This window comes from Shewanella pneumatophori, from assembly GCF_023283895.1.
GTDB classification, from domain to species: Bacteria; Pseudomonadota; Gammaproteobacteria; order Enterobacterales; family Shewanellaceae; genus Shewanella; species Shewanella pneumatophori.
On the sequence record NZ_JAKILB010000002.1, the window covers coordinates 222804 to 239579 of the forward strand.

The window sequence follows — 16776 nt, forward strand, 5'->3', positions numbered from 1 at the left end:
TCAAGCCCGTTGTTCAAGAGTCGAGCTCGCAAGGTATATGTTTATATCGCATTTTGATTGAGCGTCTAAATAATCATTTAGAAATCGATAGTTCAACGATTCAAGTTACCCAAATATCCATTTATGTTGATTATGATTTCTAAATTATTGAGTTTATTTAAAAGTAATAAGCCAGCTAAAGTTCTTATTCACCCAGCTGTTGATAATGGTATTTTTACCGAATTACCCGTTTTTACAGGAGGCACATTAACCTGTCACTGTAAGAGTAAGCCGGTAAAAGTAAAGTTGGCATCCCAGACAGCACATAACCATGTATGTGGTTGCTCTAAATGCTGGAAGCCAAAAGAGGCGTTGTTTTCACAAGTAGCTGTAATTTCGCGTGATAATCTAGAGGTTATTGCGAATGAAACCAAGCTTGCAGTTGTTGATCCTGAGGCGGCTATTAATCGCTATGCCTGTAAAGATTGTGGCGTGCACATGTATGGCCGTATTCATAATCAAGAGCACCCTTTCTTTGGTCTTGATTTTGTTCATACCGAACTAAGCAAGCAGGCTGGTTGGGCTGAGCCAAAATTTGCTGCGTTTGTATCATCTATTATTGAATCGGGAACCAAGTCTGAAAGCATGCCAGCTATTCGTGAGCGTCTAACGGCGCTTGGCTTAGAGCCCTACGATTGCTTATCACCTGAGCTTATGGATGCTATCGCAACCCATGTAGCTAAAAAGGACTAACTCTCCAATCATCGCCATATCTATGACAATTTGGGTTGTAGGTATGGTGTTTTATCTACAATCTTGCGTATAAGTTGTTTTTTATCTGACAAGTGGTTTTACAGTTAAATATATAGAACCTATAGTTAATGAGTATTGAGTTTACTAAGTTTGTTGCTTGCATGCCTTTTTGACTTAATAAGTAATTTATAAAACGGTTCTATTTTTACAGGTAATCGCAGCTATATTTGGGGTTGTCTATGACTTTTTATCAAAGTAAGGCGCAGTTATTTCCTTCACTTCATTTATTGGATGATTTTAACCAGTTTCAACTGCAAGGCGGGTTTATCAAAACCTTAGCTGAAAAAGACCTACGTCTGCAGGCGCCTGCGTCCGTTAAGATAGATGAATTATCACATATCCCCTGTGTGAGTATTTATGATGCTCCAGCCCATACTACTGCTGCAGATCTTCAACGGCACTTTTGCAGTAAAAGCCAAGATGATGAATTTATCAGTCATCAAATATTTAAGAGCCTAATTCCAGTTAGTCATTTATCGCCCAGCGGCCATCAAAGGCATTATCAGCTGGTGGCTTTTTTAGAAGAACAGCAACAAACCCCAATCGCCTTTGTCACTTTTAATGTGGGCTTACTCGACTCTTGGTATGCAGATGGCAATACCTGTGATGATAGACATGTGGGTGTGTGTTGTTACTTACTTTACGCTTATGTAGTGCCAGAGATGCGGCATTTGGGGATCAGCAGCTGTTTGTTTCATCTTATCTCTAATTTATTTTGGTCGCAGTTGCAATATGTTGATGCTCAGGCGCAGCCGCATAACTTAACTATGGTGCCTTTGGTATATGAGAGCACAACAGCCAAAGGGGCGGAGGGGTTAATGCAGCAACTTGAAAGGAATATTAACCAGTATAAGGCGTTACTCGTTAATAATGATAACGCCTCGGGACTGATTAAGCCCTGTATGAGTAATCTTGGTTAGGTTTATGCGTTTAGCTTTTGGGCTTAAGCTTTTTAGATTAGCTATTGAGATTAGGCTGAGTTTACGGAGCTGATAAGCTGTCCTGCAAACTAAGCCATTCTCTGTATTTAGCCCCTTATTCAGGGGCTTAATTTTTGCTTTATTTACTCAAGAGCTGCTTACTCTGGGTCATAGTCCAACACCGGCATCAACCAACGTTCAGTTTCCTCTATGCTCATACCTTTACGGGCGGCATAATCTTCGACTTGGTCGCGGCCAATGTTAGTTACCCCAAAGTAGCGCGACTTAGGGTGGGCAAAGTACCAACCAGAAACCGCAGCGGTTGGGAACATAGCGTAGCTCTCGGTGATATTAAGGCCGATAGTTTCATCAGGCTTTAATAAGTCCCACAGCAGGCCTTTTTCTGTGTGATCAGGGCAGGCTGGGTAACCCGGTGCTGGGCGGATCCCTTTATACTTTTCACGTATTAACGCTTCATTATCGAGATCTTCATCGGCTGCATAACCCCAGAACTCTTTACGTACGCGCTCATGCATACGCTCAGCAAAGGCCTCTGCTAAACGGTCGGCTAAGCATTTAAGCATAATCGCGCTGTAGTCATCGTGATCAGCTTCAAAGCGGGCTACATGCTCGTCAATGCCATGGCCGGCAGTCACAGCAAAGCCACCCATATAATCAGCAACACCACTGTCTTTCGGCGCCACAAAGTCGGCTAAACAGAAGTTGTCGTTACCAACACGTTCAATCTGCATCCGCAGGTGGTGGGTTGTCAGCTCAAGCTCGCTGCGGCTCTCATCGGTATATAGCTCAATATCGTCGTGGTTAACGGTATTAGCTGGGAACAAGCCAATAACCGCTTTCGCAGTAAGCCATTTTTCACTGATGATTTTATCTAGCATGGCTTTACCGTCGCTAAACAGTTTACGTGCTTCTTCACCTACGACTTCATCTTCTAAAATTCTTGGGAAATGTCCATGCAGCTCCCAGCTTCTGAAGAATGGCGTCCAGTCGATACGATCAACTAAATCTTCCAGCGGATAGTCATCAAACACTTGGCGGCCAAGTTGATTTGGCACAAATGGCGTGTAATTTTGCCAGTCGTGTTGGCAGCGATTTTCACGCGCAGCTTCGATGCTGGTGATCTCTTTACGCTTGGTTTGTGATAAACGTTTTTCACGCATCATATCGTACTCGGCGTAAGCCTCATCGATGGTCGCTTGGCGAGTGTCGTCATTAATCAGCTTAGATACCATAGGTACTGCGCGAGAAGCGTCGGCAATATAGATAGCGCCTTCTGGTGAGTGCGGCGCGATCTTAACTGCTGTATGGATTTTCGAGCACGTTGCGCCGCCAATAATCGATGGAATGGTTAAGCCTGCTTTATGGAAGCTCTTAACGTTATGCACCATTTCATCAAGGCTTGGGGTGATTAGCCCTGACATGCCGATAATGTCGACGTTTTCAGCAATTGCCACTTCGATGATTTTCTCTACTGGTACCATTACGCCAAGGTCAATCACTTCATAGCCGTTACAAGCGAGTACTACACCAACAATGTTTTTACCAATATCATGCACGTCACCTTTTACGGTAACCATTAAGATCTTACCGTTTGACTGGCCTTCTACTTTCTCAAGTTCGATAAATGGATTTAAGTAGGCCACGGCTTTTTTCATGACTCGGGCTGACTTGACCACCTGCGGCAGGAACATTTTACCAGAGCCAAATAGATCGCCGACTATGTTCATACCGTCCATTAATGGCCCTTCAATTACATCTAGCGGGCGGCTGGCTTGTTGGCGAGCTTCTTCAGTATCTTCATCAATAAAGTCGGTAATACCTTTTACGAGCGCATGGGCTAAGCGCTCATTTACTGGCTTGGTGCGCCACTCTAAATCTTCTTTTTTAACGCTTTGACTACCGTCACCACGGAATTTTTCTGCAACTTCCAGTAACAGCTCGGTGTTATTGGTATCGCTAACGGTGCAAGGTAAGTTCTGTACAATAGCTTCAACGCGCTCTTTTAGCTCTGGGTCAATATCATCGTAAATAGCGAGTTGACCGGCGTTAACAATACCCATGTCCATACCCGCTTGAATCGCGTGATACAGGAACACGGCGTGAATGGCTTCACGTACCGGGTTGTTACCGCGGAACGAGAACGACACGTTTGATACGCCGCCAGAGATCATTGCATGTGGCAAGGTGCGTTTGATTTCACGAGTTGCCTCAATAAAGTCAACGGCGTAGTTGTCGTGCTCTTCAATACCTGTGGCAATGGCAAAGATGTTTGGGTCGAAGATGATGTCTTCGGGTGGAAAGCCAACTTTATCGACTAATACATTATAAGCACGAGTACAGATCTCGACTTTTCGCTCTTTAGTATCAGCTTGGCCGACTTCATCAAATGCCATCACAATGGCTGCAGCGCCATAGCGCTTAACTAGCTTAGCCTGCTCGATAAACTTCTCTTCTCCTTCCTTTAGGGAGATAGAGTTAACGATGCCTTTACCTTGAATGCACTTAAGGCCAGCTTCAATCACTTCCCATTTAGAGGAGTCGATCATAATGGGTACACGAGAGATATCTGGCTCAGAGGCGATGAGGTTAAGAAACTTATGCATGGTTTCAACGCCATCGAGCATGCCTTCATCCATGTTGATATCGATGATCTGCGCGCCGCTCTCAACTTGCTCACGGGCTACTGATAGTGCTTCTTCATATTCGCCGGTTTTAATCAGGCGTAAAAACTTAGCCGAACCAGTGACGTTGGTGCGTTCACCTACGTTTAAAAATAGCGAGTTGGCATCAATGGTTAGCGGCTCAAGCCCCGATAGACGACATGCTACCGGAATGTCTGGCAGCCCACGGGCAGAATGCTTAATTACCGCTTCACGAATAACACGGATATGATCAGGCGTGGTGCCACAACAACCACCAATAATGTTTAAAAAGCCTTCCTCTGCCCACTCTTCAATCACCTCTGCCATCTGCTCTGGTGTTTCATCGTAACCACCAAACTCATTAGGTAGACCAGCGTTAGGGTGCGCTGATACATAGCATTCAGCAATTTTAGATAGCTCTTCCACATAAGGGCGCAGCTCAGTTGGCCCTAATGCACAGTTAAGGCCGATAGATAATGGCTTAACATGGCGCAATGAGTTATAAAATGCTTCGGTCGTTTGGCCAGTAAGGGTGCGGCCAGAGGCATCGGTAATCGTGCCTGAGATCATAATAGGTAGGCGGAAACCTTGCTTATCAAATACGGTTTCAATGGCAAATAGCGCCGCTTTGGCATTAAGGGTATCGAAAATGGTTTCAACCATGATCAAATCTGCGCCGCCAGTTATCAGCGCGTTAATCGATTCAATATAAGCTTCAACCAGCTCATCAAAGCTAACGTTACGATAGCCAGGATCATTAACATCTGGACTAATTGAACAGGTACGGTTGGTTGGGCCCAGCACGCCGGCAACATAGCAGTGACGACCGGTTTCGGCTGCAACTTCATTGGCCGCTTCACGGGCAAGGCGAGCACCTGCTAAGTTAATCTCAGCAGAGTGTGCCTGCATGTCGTAATCGGCCATGGCAATACGTGTAGCGTTAAAGGTATTGGTCTCAATAATGTCTGAGCCCGCTAGCAGATAGTCTTTATGGATCTGTTTAATCGCTTCTGGCTGAGTCAGCACCAACATATCGTTGTTGCCCTTTACATCGCAGTGCCAATCTTTAAATTGCTCACCACGGAAATCGGCTTCTTCAAATTTGCGGTCTTGGATCATGGTGCCCATTGCACCATCGAGAATAAGGATCCCGTCTTGAAGCTTTTGGGTAAGTACTGCTAAAACCTTGTCGGCAGTGTCTTGAGTGTGTGCTACAGCGCTCAAGGCATTTGTTGGGGTACAGGTTGCCATAGATAATTCCTACCAGTTCGCAAATGATTATTCTTGTAATTTATGCATCATGCCCATTATTTTTGATTAAATCGCTCGTTGATTTAACCGGCACTTTTATTTGTTTGGACATTTATACGTATAGACGTCCATAATACGTGAGGCTTACTCAAAAGTGCAAGTGCTAAAGCATGATACTTTTTCAGCATTAAAAGCTAGTTAAAATTTGTAAGTGCATGATTAATAATGAGGATGCTTAGATACCATGCAAACCACTAGAGTTATCTTATTACGCCACGGCCAATGTGAAGGTGGCAATATTTTGCGCGGTCAGGTGGATGTTAACTTGAGTGAGCAAGGTAAGTTGCAGATGCAAAACGCATTTTCAGCGCTTTTTTTAGCCGCTGAGTCAGCACCTAAAGCTGCGCCTATCGTCGTGATTAGCTCACCGCTGTTGCGCTGTGCTGAGCCTGCCAAAACATTCGCCGCATCGCATCAATTACCGGTATGGATTGATGACAGATTCAAAGAGCTCAACTTTGGTGATTGGGATGGGCAGACATTTGATGCGCTATATCAAACCGATGCCAAAGCACTCGATAGTTACTGGGCTAACCCTTGGCTTGCAGCACCGCCAAATGGTGAGTCGATGCAAGACTTCGAAGCGCGTATTGAACAAGCTTGGCAAAGCATGCTTGAGCAGTATCAAGGCAAACAGATAGTGTTGGTGACTCATGGTGGCGTGATGCGCTATTTAATGAGTAAAGCCTTTGGCGTGGCAAATTGTGCCGGCTTTTATACTGCACTTAAGTTGCCTTATGCCGCCAAAGTACAAATAGATGTATTGCACCACGGCAAGGAGCAACACCTGAGTCTGCATTGGGCGTAAATAAAGCGAATAGGTGGCTTGCATCTGCTCGATTAGCAAAGGTGATGTTAGCTATAGGTGGATGATGCTAAACTGCGACATTAGTTTTACTCGCTAAGAAAGCTTAGCGTAAGTAATAAATCAAGTTAGGTGCTTAACAGCATAAAGGGAACCGGAAGTCGTAGTTATTGCTAAGACCTAGCCCGGACTGTACCCGCAACTGTAAGAAAGCTGCACACATGTGCGGCTTTTAAGTCAGATACCTGCCTAACTTCATCGAATATGGTTTATCTAAATCGGTATTGATAAACCAAAGTGCACATCGTTAGCTGCACATTAACTCGAGCGGGCGACTCGAGGGAGATAATGACATGATCTGTATTGCTTGGGTGATTGCCAAACATGGCTGAATCAGAGGCAACCCCGCAGCTAAACACTGCGTTAAACTCACAACTGATGTCGCAGGAAAAGACTGTGCTGTCGGTTACCAATCTAAGTTGGCAACTCGCGGGTAAAGCCATTTTATCGGCAATCGACTTTAGCTTAGCTGAAGGCAAAATGCTGGGCATTATTGGCCCTAATGGTGCAGGTAAGTCGAGTTTACTGCGCTGTTTATACCGTTTTATTACGCCAACTTCTGGCAATATTGAGCTGTTTGGTCAGCAGATTAGTGCCTTATCGGCCAAGGCCTTTGCCAAGCAGGTTGCGGTAGTTTTACAAGATACACCACACCATTTTGAAATGACCACCTCGCAGCTTATTGCACTGGGTTTAACTCCCCACAAAGGCGCGTTTGATTTTACCAATAAACAAGACCGTGAAGAGGTGGCTAAAGCTCTCGATAAGGTCGGTTTAACTGATAAAGCTAACCAAGCTTATGAAAGTCTATCAGGCGGTGAAAAACAGCGAGCCCTAATAGCCCGCGCGATAGTGCAGCGGACAAAATTGCTTATTCTTGATGAACCTACTAATCACCTAGATATTCGTTATCAGATCCAAACTTTGGAGCTGTTGCGTACTCTTAATATTACCGTGATTACATCGATTCACGACCTGAACCTTGCTAGCGCTTTATGTGATGAATTACTGCTACTTAATAATGGCCAATGCGTGGCCAAAGGTGAGCCTAAAGCTGTACTTACTGAGCAAATCATTGCCAAGGTGTTTGATGTTTGCTGTGAAATAAAACCGCACCCTCAACACGGTAATCCACTTATCTGTTATTTCTATGGCTACCAAAATCATGACTACCAAAATAATGGTTATCAAAATCAAGGCTACCAAAGTCATGATGTCCAAGAGAGTGGCGAGCATCAAGCAGCTAAAGCACAAACGCTAGGAGGCCTTGATGACTCAGGCGATTAGCCTTTCAAAAGGCGTTGGCAGTGCCCGGCGGCCGCTAGAGTATTTACTATATGGCGTGCTGGCATGTTTAACCTTACTCACACCATTTGCGGCTACCAGCTTTGGCGCCGCAACCATAAGTGTTGCCGATGTATTTAGCGTACTTAGCCATAAATTATTAACTGTTGGCGAGTCGCTTGGGGTGCGTGAACGCATTATTTGGGAGCTGCGGTTACCACGAGTATTGTTGGCGTTTATTGCTGGGGCAGGGCTTTCTATTGCCGGTAGCGTATTGCAAACCGTTACCCGTAATCCGCTGGCAGATCCTTATCTATTTGGTATTTCATCGGGGGCTTCATTTGGCGCCGTGGTGTCGTTAACCCTATTTAGCCAGAGTATTTTATGGCTCAGTTTACCTGTTGGGGCGTTTATTGGCGCCAGCCTATCTGTGGTGATGGTGCTAGGTTTATGCGGACGTAACTTAAGTACGCAAGTGGAGCGCATGTTGCTCTCTGGGGTGGCGATTTCATTTATGTTTGGCGCCATGGCCAGTCTTATGTTGTATTTCTCCAGTCCACAAGCTGCTGCTTCAGTGTTGTTTTGGACCTTAGGCAGTTTTGCTAAAGCCAGTTGGCAAGGTTTGTGGCTCCCTGCAGCGGTAGTACTCATTGCCATGCTGATAATTTTACTTAATAAACGCCAAATTGTCGCCATGCGTGCCGGTGATGAAACCGCCCATACCTTAGGCATTAACGTCAGTCATTTACGGCTGAATATGCTATTACTTTGCTCGCTGATCACCGCGATTTTAGTGGCAAATTGTGGTGGGATTGGCTTTATCGGTCTAATGGTGCCACACACCGTGCGCTTGCTGTTTCCTGGACGTTATCCACTATTGTTAACTGCGCTGGTGGGCGGATTATTTATGGTCTGGGTAGATGTACTTGCACGGACCTTATTGAGTTACCAAGAGCTACCCGTAGGCATTATTACCTCGGTTATGGGCAGTATCTTCTTTTTATTTATTTTAGCGAGTCGTAACGCCAAGCGTATTTAACGATTAACGCCCAAGTTAAGTGGTCAAGGGATTAAAGATGTTTGATATAAAACCGGTTGATACTGAATTTGATAGTGAAATTCAACAAAAAATAGACACCAAAACTAAGCCACTTGGCGCCCTAGGTGATTTAGAAACATTGGCGCTGCAAATTGCCCGCGTGCTAGGCAAAGATAAGCCGCAAATCTGTAATCCTAAGATGATGGTGTTTGCTGCTGACCACGGTATTGCAGACTCTGGCGTGTCAATTGCGCCAAGTGAAGTGACTACACAAATGGTGGTTAACTTTATGCAAGGTGGCGCAGCAATCAACGTGTTTACTCGCCAAGTGGGCTTTGACTTAGAAGTGATTGATTGCGGTATTGTAAAGCCGCTAGAAAATGTTGAAGGTGTGATTAATCAGCGCTTAGGCGCAGGTACGGGCCCGATTCACAAACGAGCTGCTATGACGTTAGGTGCTGTTAAACAAGGTTTTGAAATGGCGACAGCCCGAGTTGATTTACACCATAAAAATGGCTGTAACTTAATTGGCTTAGGCGAGATGGGCATTGGCAACACTACATCGGCAGCGGTAATGATGTCTGCTTTAACTGGTATTAAAGGCGAAGATTGTGTTGGCCGCGGTACCGGCATTGACGCTGCGACTTATAAGCGTAAAAAGATGTTAGTTGAGCAAGCATTGCTATTACACCATAGCGAGTTGAACGACCCAATGCAGGTACTTGCTTGTGTAGGTGGATTTGAAATTGTGCAAATGACAGGTGCTATGCTGGCTGCTGCCGAGCGTAATATGCTGATCATCGTCGATGGATTTATTGCCAGCGCAGCAGCACTAGCGGCCGTAAAGATTAACCCTAATGTGCGCGATTACATGATTTTTGCTCATCAGTCTGACGAGAAAGGTCATTACTTAATGCTGGAGTTTTTACAAGCTAAACCTTTGCTAAAGCTTGGCATGAAGTTGGGTGAAGGTACGGGGGCTGCATTGGCGTTACCGCTGATCCAAGCCGCAGCTAACTTTTATAATCAAATGGCCAGTTTTGAAGATGCAGGCATAGATATCTAGGACGGTTGCAATGAGTCAGTGGCAAAAGCAGCTCAATCTGTTTTTTATCGCAATGGGATTTTTTACCCGTATTCCAATGCCAAAATGGATTGAGGTCGATGCAGATAAGCTCAATAAAGCTAGCCGTTACTTTGGCTTAGTGGGTTTGTTGGTGGGTGCGATTAGTGCGTTGGTGTATACCGTGATGCTGCATTGGGTGTCGCCATCCATTGCCATTGTTTTGGCGATGATCACTAGCGTACTGGTGACAGGTGGATTCCATGAAGATGGTCTTGCAGATACGGCTGACGGCCTCGGTGGCGGTTGGACGGTAGAAGCCAAGCTTAACATTATGAAAGACTCACGCCTTGGCAGTTATGGTGCATTAGCACTGGTGTTAACGCTTATCCTTAAATGGCAATTACTTACCGAGTTGGCATTATTTGACCCTAGTAGTGTCAGTTTAGCGTTGCTGTTAGGCCATTGTTTGAGCCGAGTGGTAGCAGCGAGTTTTATCTTCTCAGAAGAGTATGTCAGTGATACAGACACCAGCAAAAGTAAGCCGTTAGCCCAGCAACAAGGGCTAAATGAACTGTCGATTTTATTAGCCACAGGCGTGCTTGCTTTACTGCTTGTGAGCATGATGCAAGCCATAGTATTGATTGCTGCATTAGTCATTGTTCGCTATGGCTTTGTAAGATTATTTAGAAAGCAGATTGGGGGCTATACAGGAGACACACTAGGCGCAGCGCAGCAAGGCTCTGAGCTAGCTTGCTATCTACTGCTATTGATATTGGGAGTAAGCTGGTGATCCACTTTGTTTTAGGCGGCGCGCGCAGCGGTAAAAGCAGCTATGCAGAATCACAAGTACTCCAATGTGTGACTGGTACGGGAGCTGCTGAGGCCGCTAAACCTTGCTGGTATGTTGCTACTGCAGAAGCGCTCGATAACGAGATGCAGCAGCGTATTTTACACCATCAAAACGGACGTCAAAGCGACGCAATTGCTTGGCAAACCATAGAGTGTCCGCTCGAGTTAACTCAGGCCTTACAAAGCCATGCAACCAACGACAGCGTGATCTTAGTTGATTGTTTAACTTTGTGGCTCAGCAATCATCTTTTTCGTGAGAATAATGACTGGCAACAAGTTAAAAGTGACTTTTTACAGGGCTTAGCCAAGCTTCCTGGTACTGTGATTTTGGTGAGTAACGAAGTCGGTTGCGGCATTGTGCCCATGGGCGAAATTAGCCGCCGCTTTGTTGATGAGGCCGGTTGGCTACACCAAGATATTGCTGCAATTGCAGATAAAGTCACCTTAGTGACGGCAGGCTTGCCCCTGCATTTAAAAGGTTAGGAGAGCGCTAAAATGTCAGAGATAGTGACAGAGAAAGTGGCATTAACAGATAACAATAAAGCCAAATCTGAGTGTAAAGTACTTATGGTGCAAGGCACCACTTCCGATGCAGGTAAAAGCACTTTAGTTGCTGGCTTATGCCGTCTGTTTGTTAAACAAGGGCAAAAAGTCGCACCTTTTAAACCGCAGAATATGGCGCTTAATAGTGCTGTCACCATAGACGGTGGCGAGATAGGTCGCGCACAGGCATTGCAAGCTGTCGCTTGTAAGCTAGAGCCACAAATCGACTTTAATCCAATCCTATTAAAACCTAGCTCAGACACTGGCTCGCAAGTCATCGTCCATGGCAAAGCCTTGATGAAGATGGAAGCTGAAGACTACTTTGGTAAAAATGCCAATGGTTATCGGGTTAAGGCTATGGCTGTGGTTAAAGAGTCGTATCAGCGATTAACCAGTGATTACGACATGCTGCTGGTGGAAGGGGCGGGTAGCCCAGCTGAAATTAATCTGCGTGAAGGCGATATTGCCAATATGGGCTTTGCTGAGGAAGTGGATTGCCCGGTAATCATCATCGCTGATATCGACAAAGGCGGTGTCTTCGCCCACTTAGTCGGTACACTTGCACTATTGAGTGAAACAGAACAAGCGCGAGTAAAAGGCTTTGTGATAAATCGTTTTCGCGGTGATATTAGCTTATTACAAGGTGGCCTAGATTGGCTAGAAAACTACACCCAAAAGCCAGTACTTGGGGTGTTACCTTATTTGCACGATCTGCATTTGGATGCTGAAGATGCATTAATTGCCGCGCCTGAAAAATTATCAGAAACCAAACTTAAAGTGTTAGTACTTGTGCTGCCACGTATTAGCAATCATACCGATTTTGACCCACTAAGATTACACCCGCAAATCGAGTTTAATTATGTGTCGTTGCAGACTCAGGCACAAAATTTAAATAAAGGCGCTAATACACTTCCACAAGCTGATTTAATCATTATCCCAGGTAGTAAAAACGTTCGCGCCGACCTTGATTTTATTCGTCAGCAAGGCTGGGATAGTGCCATTGAAAAGCATCTGCGTTATGGCGGTAAAGTGCTGGGGATCTGTGGCGGTTACCAAATGCTGGGGATGATTATTGATGATCCCCAAGGGATAGAAGATAGTCCGGGTAATAGTGAAGGGCTTGGTTTATTGCCGCTAGCGACCGAGCTAACGAGTCATAAAATTCTGCAACAAGTTGAGGGCAGTTTGAGCCTACTTGGTGAGACCGCAAAGGTTGCAGGGTATGAGATCCATTGCGGCCGTTCACGCTCATTAATGCCGTTGACTCAACCTTTAAAATTACGAACTAAAAACGACTCTCAATTAGCGTCAACAGCTGAAACGACGATTGACGCTAGCAAGGTTAATGACAACCAAGCGCCTGCTGCACCAGAAGGTATGTTATCGAATGATGGCCAAATATTAGGTACTTATGTACATGGACTATTTGATTCGCCAACTGCATGCCAATTGATTTTGAAGTGGGCAGGAATGCAAGACGCAGAAGTCGTCGATGTTAATCAAGTACGCGAACAGCAATTGGATCGACTGGCCGATGTTCTAGAGCAGCACCTAGATCTCGATCTTGTTAACAAGATCTGGGATCCAAGCTAAATAAACATTTAGTAGAGCAGTGGCGTGACGCATTAAAAATAGCCATTATGCGCAAAGGTTAAACGTTATTTGAGCGTCAACTAAACAATTAAAATATGATACGCATTCATCATAATTTAAATTGCTTAAACCCTCGCCAATGCTGAGGTTGCGCTTGTATTTGCTTGCTACTAGATTGTTATTAAATTGGTGATAGTTTGACAGCTTTGAATTTAAACAACCTAGTAGATGTGAGTTTAATAAAACAGATTTTCAGGGACAAAATAGGAACGGAATAATGACTGATAATAAATCGGCCGATGCAGTGAAAGCAGAGCGTCATAAAGCCCGTCAGCAACGGATCAAAGAGGGCGTAGATGCTAAGATCGCTCGCGCCCAAGAAGAAAAAGGTATTTTGCTGGTATTAACTGGCAATGGCAAAGGCAAGTCCACTTCTGGTTTTGGCACAGTAGTTCGTGCAGTAGGCCACGGTAAAAAAGCGGCTGTAGTGCAGTTTATTAAAGGTAACTGGGACTGTGGTGAGCGCACATTACTTGAAGGTGCTGGTGTTGAATTTCATGTTATGGGCACCGGCTTTACTTGGGAAACCCAAGACCGTGAAAAAGACACTGCTGCTGCCGTTAAAGCATGGGAAGCCACCGAAAAACTACTGCAAGATGACAGTATCGATTTAGTTATGCTCGATGAGTTGACCTATATGGTGAGCTACCACTATTTAGAAGTGGATAGAGTGATTGAAGCGCTAAAGAATCGCCCGCCAATGCAGCATGTGATTGTTACCGGAAGAGCGTGTCACAGAGCAATCGTTGAGCTTGCAGATACTGTGAGCGAAGTGCAAGTCGTAAAACACGCATTTGAGGCAGGAGTTAAAGCACAGCCCGGCTTCGATTACTAAAAAATGGCTATTGTCGCTGAAAGCATACATTGACATAAGATAACCATAGTCTGACAAATTTAAAGCATAGTTTGACATAAAATGGTGTTTTGTATTTTAAGTACATAATTCAATTTTATATAAATCAATTGCTTGAGTTTAAAGTTAAAGCATAGCCTGACAAATTTGACAAAATACCGAGCGGCTGTACGCTAAGTGTACTAATGTCGCTCAAGTTTTGTGCATGTATATTCGGAATTTACGTAAGCCTTCGCCTAATAAAAACGTTTTTAAATTCGCGAGTGTAAAAGTCAGCGGAACGATAATGTGTGAGAGCACATTGGAGTTCGATGCATGTTTCCATCATGAATATAATGAGACTATCGAGACTTTTGGCAGTCAGCCTGAAGGCTTTTATTACTGTTTTGAGGGTAAAAGATTACCTTATACACCTGACGCGATACTTCGCTATATTGATGGGACGACAAAGTTTCATGAATATAAACCTTACAGTAAGACATTCGATCCAGTTTTTAGAGCAAAGTTTGTAGCTAAAAAAGAGGCTGCTCGGGTACTTGGCACTGAGCTTATACTCGTCACAGATAAGCAAATCCGTGTAAATCCAATCTTAAATAACCTCAAATTACTACACCGATACTCTGGTATTTATGGCGTGACCGATATTCAACATGAGTTGCTCCAGTTGATTCGAAAGTCAGGTAAAGTTCAACTTCATGATATTGCGAGTGAATATAAACTTCCGATCGCTGAAACCCGTTCTTTTCTTTATTCGTTAATGAATAAAGGCTTGGTAAAAGCTGATTTGAATCAAGACGACCTTACTTGCAATCCATCTATTTGGTGTAATACATGATGGACTTTGAAGATGAGTTCACAGAGTCTACATCTGCCAAAAAGCCAGATCCCCCAGCTCAATACGTTAAGTTAGATGATACAGAGTTAGTTAAGCGAGATCTTGATACTTTCCTGAACTTCCTTAAAGAAAAAGCGCTCGATAAATACAAACTAATTAGTTTTATTGAGCAGGAAAACTCAGGAGGCTGGACGCAAAAAAACTAGACCCAATTCTTGATAAGCTGTTTGAAGGCAATACAGAAAAACGACCTAATTGGCGTACTGTAGTGGTCAACTAATATTGGCCACGATCTTAGAGTTTAACCAAAACAATCGTTCTGATTCATTAGGTGTCAGTCCGCCGTTATATTGGTGCGGGCGAAGCTGACAATAATATCCAATTATGTATCGTGTAATTTCTTGCTGAGCTTCTGCAAAGTTACGATATCCTATTGGTGGTATCTATTCTGTCTTAAGGCTCCTAAAAAAGTGTTCCATTGGACTATTATCCCAACAGTTCCCACGTCGAGATAAACTTTGCTTGAGCTGGTATCGCCATAATAGTTGTCGATATCTTCTGCTTGTATAGTGAGTCCCTTGATCGCTATGGAACATAACACCTTTAGGTTTTCCACGCCCTTCATAGGCCATCGAAAGCGCTTTCCCCGTTAAACGGCTATCAGGTGATAACGACATAGCCCAGCCAATGACTTTACGAGCAAATAGATCAATCACAACCGCTAAGTACATCCAGCGGTTACCTGCCCACACGTAGGTGACATCACCAACCCAAACTTCATTCGGAGCGGTGACAGCGAATTGTTGACCTAGGTGATTAGGGATTTCGATGTGCTCTAGTGTCGCTTTTCGGTATCTGTGCTTAGGAACCTGACAACTCACTATACCAAGCTCCTTCATCAGCTTAGTGGCGCGATAACGGCTTAACGAGATACCTTGCTGGCTAACCATATCTGCAATCGTTCTAGCTCCTGCCGAGCCGTTACTTGCAGTATGTACTTCGCTAACTAGACTTCGAAGCTTTACTTTATCTGCGTTTATGGTTATTGGCCGTTTTCTCCAATACTTGTAACTACTACGATGAATACTGAACACTTCGCATAATGTTTTTATGCTGTAGCTCTGCCTGAGTTTCTCAATTATTAAGAATTGTTCAGTGAGTCCGACATCAACAGAGCTGTGGCTTTTTTTAATATTTCGTTGTGCTCCTGGAGGCGAGCTAGTTGCTTTTTTAACTCTCGAATTTCAATTTGTTCTGGTGATATAGGTGATGCTTTAGGTTGCTTACCTTGTCGCTCTTCTCTTAATTGCCGAACCCACTTATCCATGGTCGATTTACCCACGTTCATAGCTTGAGCGGCTTCAACAATTGAGTAATTTTGATCTAGCACTAATTGAGCTGATTCAAGTTTAAATTCTGCGCTAAAAAGTCTTCTTGTACGTTTCGTCATAGTGTCACCTGTTTACTTATGAGGTAATGATATCACCTCTAACTAGGTGGCCAAATTCACCGTACCACTACAAACCTTAAAAGGTGAGTCAATTAGAAAATTGATAGGTACCCCAAATATTGGCCAAGAAGAAAGCCATGATAACTAACAGCTACCTTGACGTACTTGGACAAATTAACCTGGATGAACTTCATATTCGACAAGCATTTGAGTATTACCAAGCGCGTTATCAAAAAAGCAAGCTCGCACAGAGGTTTGTCACCGCAAGCTTTAGCGTTGACGACGATGTAAAAAATGCTGTGATGATGGGCTACTGTGACCGCACCATGGGGAAGCATATCCCTAACGTACGTACACCTGAAGGAGCTGCTATTCGTGGTAGCCTACAACGTTGTGGGTTAATTCGCTCAACAGGTCATGAATTATTCCGTGGCTGCATAGTGCTTCCGACAGCTGGTGACAATGGCAGTATCATCTCTGCGATTGGCTATCGCGTTGGCCGTGTTCGAGGTGGGGGTAAGTCAATTGTGTATTGGCGTAAACCAGAGCCAAAAGCCTTTGTTGATGCAGGCCTGTTATTTGCGAAAGAGTTGATACATGGACAAACCTACCACTAGGCGCATATGGCGATGTACTCGATATTATATGGCGCT

At 44.3% G+C, this 16776-nt stretch carries 14 protein-coding genes, 1 pseudogene and 1 riboswitch; of the genes and pseudogenes, 13 read left to right on the forward strand and 2 right to left on the reverse strand.

The window, feature by feature from the left end:
• The first annotated feature begins 132 nt into the window (after window positions 1-132).
• Window positions 133-732: an S-(hydroxymethyl)glutathione synthase gene (gene gfa / locus L2740_RS03985; protein WP_248948834.1), complete on the forward strand. Its 600-nt coding sequence runs from the start codon at window positions 133-135 to the stop codon at window positions 730-732.
• A 239-nt stretch (window positions 733-971) separates the two neighbouring features.
• The gene (locus L2740_RS03990; RefSeq protein ID WP_248948835.1) at window positions 972-1712 is read left to right on the forward strand and encodes a hypothetical protein; all 741 of its coding nucleotides are present in this window, start codon (window positions 972-974) and stop codon (window positions 1710-1712) included.
• A 158-nt stretch (window positions 1713-1870) separates the two neighbouring features.
• Here the strand turns inward: L2740_RS03990 and metH are convergent, their stop codons facing one another.
• Window positions 1871-5626, reverse strand: a complete 3756-nt coding sequence (metH, locus tag L2740_RS03995) for a methionine synthase (RefSeq protein WP_248948836.1) — start codon at window positions 5624-5626, stop codon at window positions 1871-1873.
• A gap of 244 nt (window positions 5627-5870) precedes the next feature.
• Between metH and L2740_RS04000 the strand changes: the two genes are divergently transcribed.
• The 10 genes from L2740_RS04000 to L2740_RS04045 all read left to right on the forward strand — a co-directional run bounded on the left by L2740_RS04000 (window position 5871) and on the right by L2740_RS04045 (window position 14879).
• Window positions 5871-6494 (forward strand): histidine phosphatase family protein, encoded by a 624-nt coding sequence (locus tag L2740_RS04000; RefSeq protein WP_248948837.1) that lies wholly within the window; start codon window positions 5871-5873, stop codon window positions 6492-6494.
• A gap of 110 nt (window positions 6495-6604) precedes the next feature.
• A riboswitch (cobalamin riboswitch) is annotated at window positions 6605-6758 on the forward strand.
• Between the two features lie 171 nt (window positions 6759-6929).
• Window positions 6930-7838, forward strand: a complete 909-nt coding sequence (locus L2740_RS04005) for an ABC transporter ATP-binding protein (protein WP_248949078.1) — start codon at window positions 6930-6932, stop codon at window positions 7836-7838.
• On the forward strand, window positions 7822-8874 hold the full coding sequence (locus L2740_RS04010; protein ID WP_248948838.1) for a FecCD family ABC transporter permease: 1053 nt from the start codon (window positions 7822-7824) through the stop codon (window positions 8872-8874). The genes L2740_RS04005 and L2740_RS04010 overlap by 17 nt, the downstream gene beginning before the upstream one ends.
• A gap of 37 nt (window positions 8875-8911) precedes the next feature.
• Window positions 8912-9940, forward strand: a complete 1029-nt coding sequence (cobT, locus tag L2740_RS04015; RefSeq protein WP_248948839.1) for a nicotinate-nucleotide--dimethylbenzimidazole phosphoribosyltransferase — start codon at window positions 8912-8914, stop codon at window positions 9938-9940.
• 10 nt (window positions 9941-9950) lie between these two features.
• The gene (locus L2740_RS04020) at window positions 9951-10730 is read left to right on the forward strand and encodes an adenosylcobinamide-GDP ribazoletransferase (protein ID WP_248948840.1); all 780 of its coding nucleotides are present in this window, start codon (window positions 9951-9953) and stop codon (window positions 10728-10730) included.
• Window positions 10727-11272 carry a bifunctional adenosylcobinamide kinase/adenosylcobinamide-phosphate guanylyltransferase gene (gene cobU, locus L2740_RS04025; protein WP_248948841.1) on the forward strand — a complete coding sequence of 182 codons (546 nt, stop codon included), beginning with the start codon at window positions 10727-10729 and terminating at the stop codon, window positions 11270-11272. Before L2740_RS04020 ends, cobU begins: the two co-directional genes overlap by 4 nt.
• Before the next feature lie 84 nt (window positions 11273-11356).
• The gene (locus L2740_RS04030) at window positions 11357-12925 is read left to right on the forward strand and encodes a cobyric acid synthase (protein ID WP_248949079.1); all 1569 of its coding nucleotides are present in this window, start codon (window positions 11357-11359) and stop codon (window positions 12923-12925) included.
• 277 nt (window positions 12926-13202) lie between these two features.
• Complete coding sequence (cobO, locus tag L2740_RS04035; RefSeq protein ID WP_248948842.1) at window positions 13203-13820, forward strand: cob(I)yrinic acid a,c-diamide adenosyltransferase; 618 nt, start codon at window positions 13203-13205, stop codon at window positions 13818-13820.
• Between the two features lie 304 nt (window positions 13821-14124).
• Window positions 14125-14673 (forward strand): TnsA endonuclease N-terminal domain-containing protein, encoded by a 549-nt coding sequence (locus L2740_RS04040; RefSeq protein WP_248948843.1) that lies wholly within the window; start codon window positions 14125-14127, stop codon window positions 14671-14673.
• Entirely contained in the window at window positions 14670-14879 is a 210-nt protein-coding gene (locus L2740_RS04045; protein ID WP_248948844.1) for a hypothetical protein, read from the forward strand. Before L2740_RS04040 ends, L2740_RS04045 begins: the two co-directional genes overlap by 4 nt.
• A gap of 66 nt (window positions 14880-14945) precedes the next feature.
• Here L2740_RS04045 and L2740_RS04050 read toward each other — a convergent pair.
• A pseudogene (locus L2740_RS04050) lies at window positions 14946-16123 on the reverse strand (IS3-like element ISSpi4 family transposase).
• 137 nt (window positions 16124-16260) lie between these two features.
• On the opposite strand from L2740_RS04050, the gene L2740_RS04055 reads away from it, so the two are divergent.
• Window positions 16261-16740 (forward strand): hypothetical protein, encoded by a 480-nt coding sequence (locus L2740_RS04055; RefSeq protein ID WP_248948845.1) that lies wholly within the window; start codon window positions 16261-16263, stop codon window positions 16738-16740.
• Window positions 16741-16776: the final 36 nt, after the last annotated feature.

Bases quoted from the DNA above. Each gene is read 5' to 3' on its own strand.
- L2740_RS04055 (WP_248948845.1), top strand. From the start codon at position 16,261: ATGATAACTAACAGCTACCTTGACGTACTTGGACAAATTAACCTGGAT.
- L2740_RS04020 (WP_248948840.1), top strand. From the start codon at position 9,951: ATGAGTCAGTGGCAAAAGCAGCTCAATCTGTTTTTTATCGCAATGGGA.
- L2740_RS04005 (WP_248949078.1), top strand. From the start codon at position 6,930: ATGTCGCAGGAAAAGACTGTGCTGTCGGTTACCAATCTAAGTTGGCAA.
- L2740_RS04000 (WP_248948837.1), top strand. From the start codon at position 5,871: ATGCAAACCACTAGAGTTATCTTATTACGCCACGGCCAATGTGAAGGT.
- gfa (WP_248948834.1), top strand. From the start codon at position 133: ATGATTTCTAAATTATTGAGTTTATTTAAAAGTAATAAGCCAGCTAAA.
- L2740_RS04030 (WP_248949079.1), top strand. From the start codon at position 11,357: ATGGTGCAAGGCACCACTTCCGATGCAGGTAAAAGCACTTTAGTTGCT.
- L2740_RS03990 (WP_248948835.1), top strand. From the start codon at position 972: ATGACTTTTTATCAAAGTAAGGCGCAGTTATTTCCTTCACTTCATTTA.
- metH (WP_248948836.1), bottom strand. From the start codon at position 5,626: ATGGCAACCTGTACCCCAACAAATGCCTTGAGCGCTGTAGCACACACT.
- L2740_RS04045 (WP_248948844.1), top strand. From the start codon at position 14,670: ATGATGGACTTTGAAGATGAGTTCACAGAGTCTACATCTGCCAAAAAG.
- cobO (WP_248948842.1), top strand. From the start codon at position 13,203: ATGACTGATAATAAATCGGCCGATGCAGTGAAAGCAGAGCGTCATAAA.
- cobT (WP_248948839.1), top strand. From the start codon at position 8,912: ATGTTTGATATAAAACCGGTTGATACTGAATTTGATAGTGAAATTCAA.
- L2740_RS04040 (WP_248948843.1), top strand. From the start codon at position 14,125: ATGTGTGAGAGCACATTGGAGTTCGATGCATGTTTCCATCATGAATAT.
- L2740_RS04010 (WP_248948838.1), top strand. From the start codon at position 7,822: ATGACTCAGGCGATTAGCCTTTCAAAAGGCGTTGGCAGTGCCCGGCGG.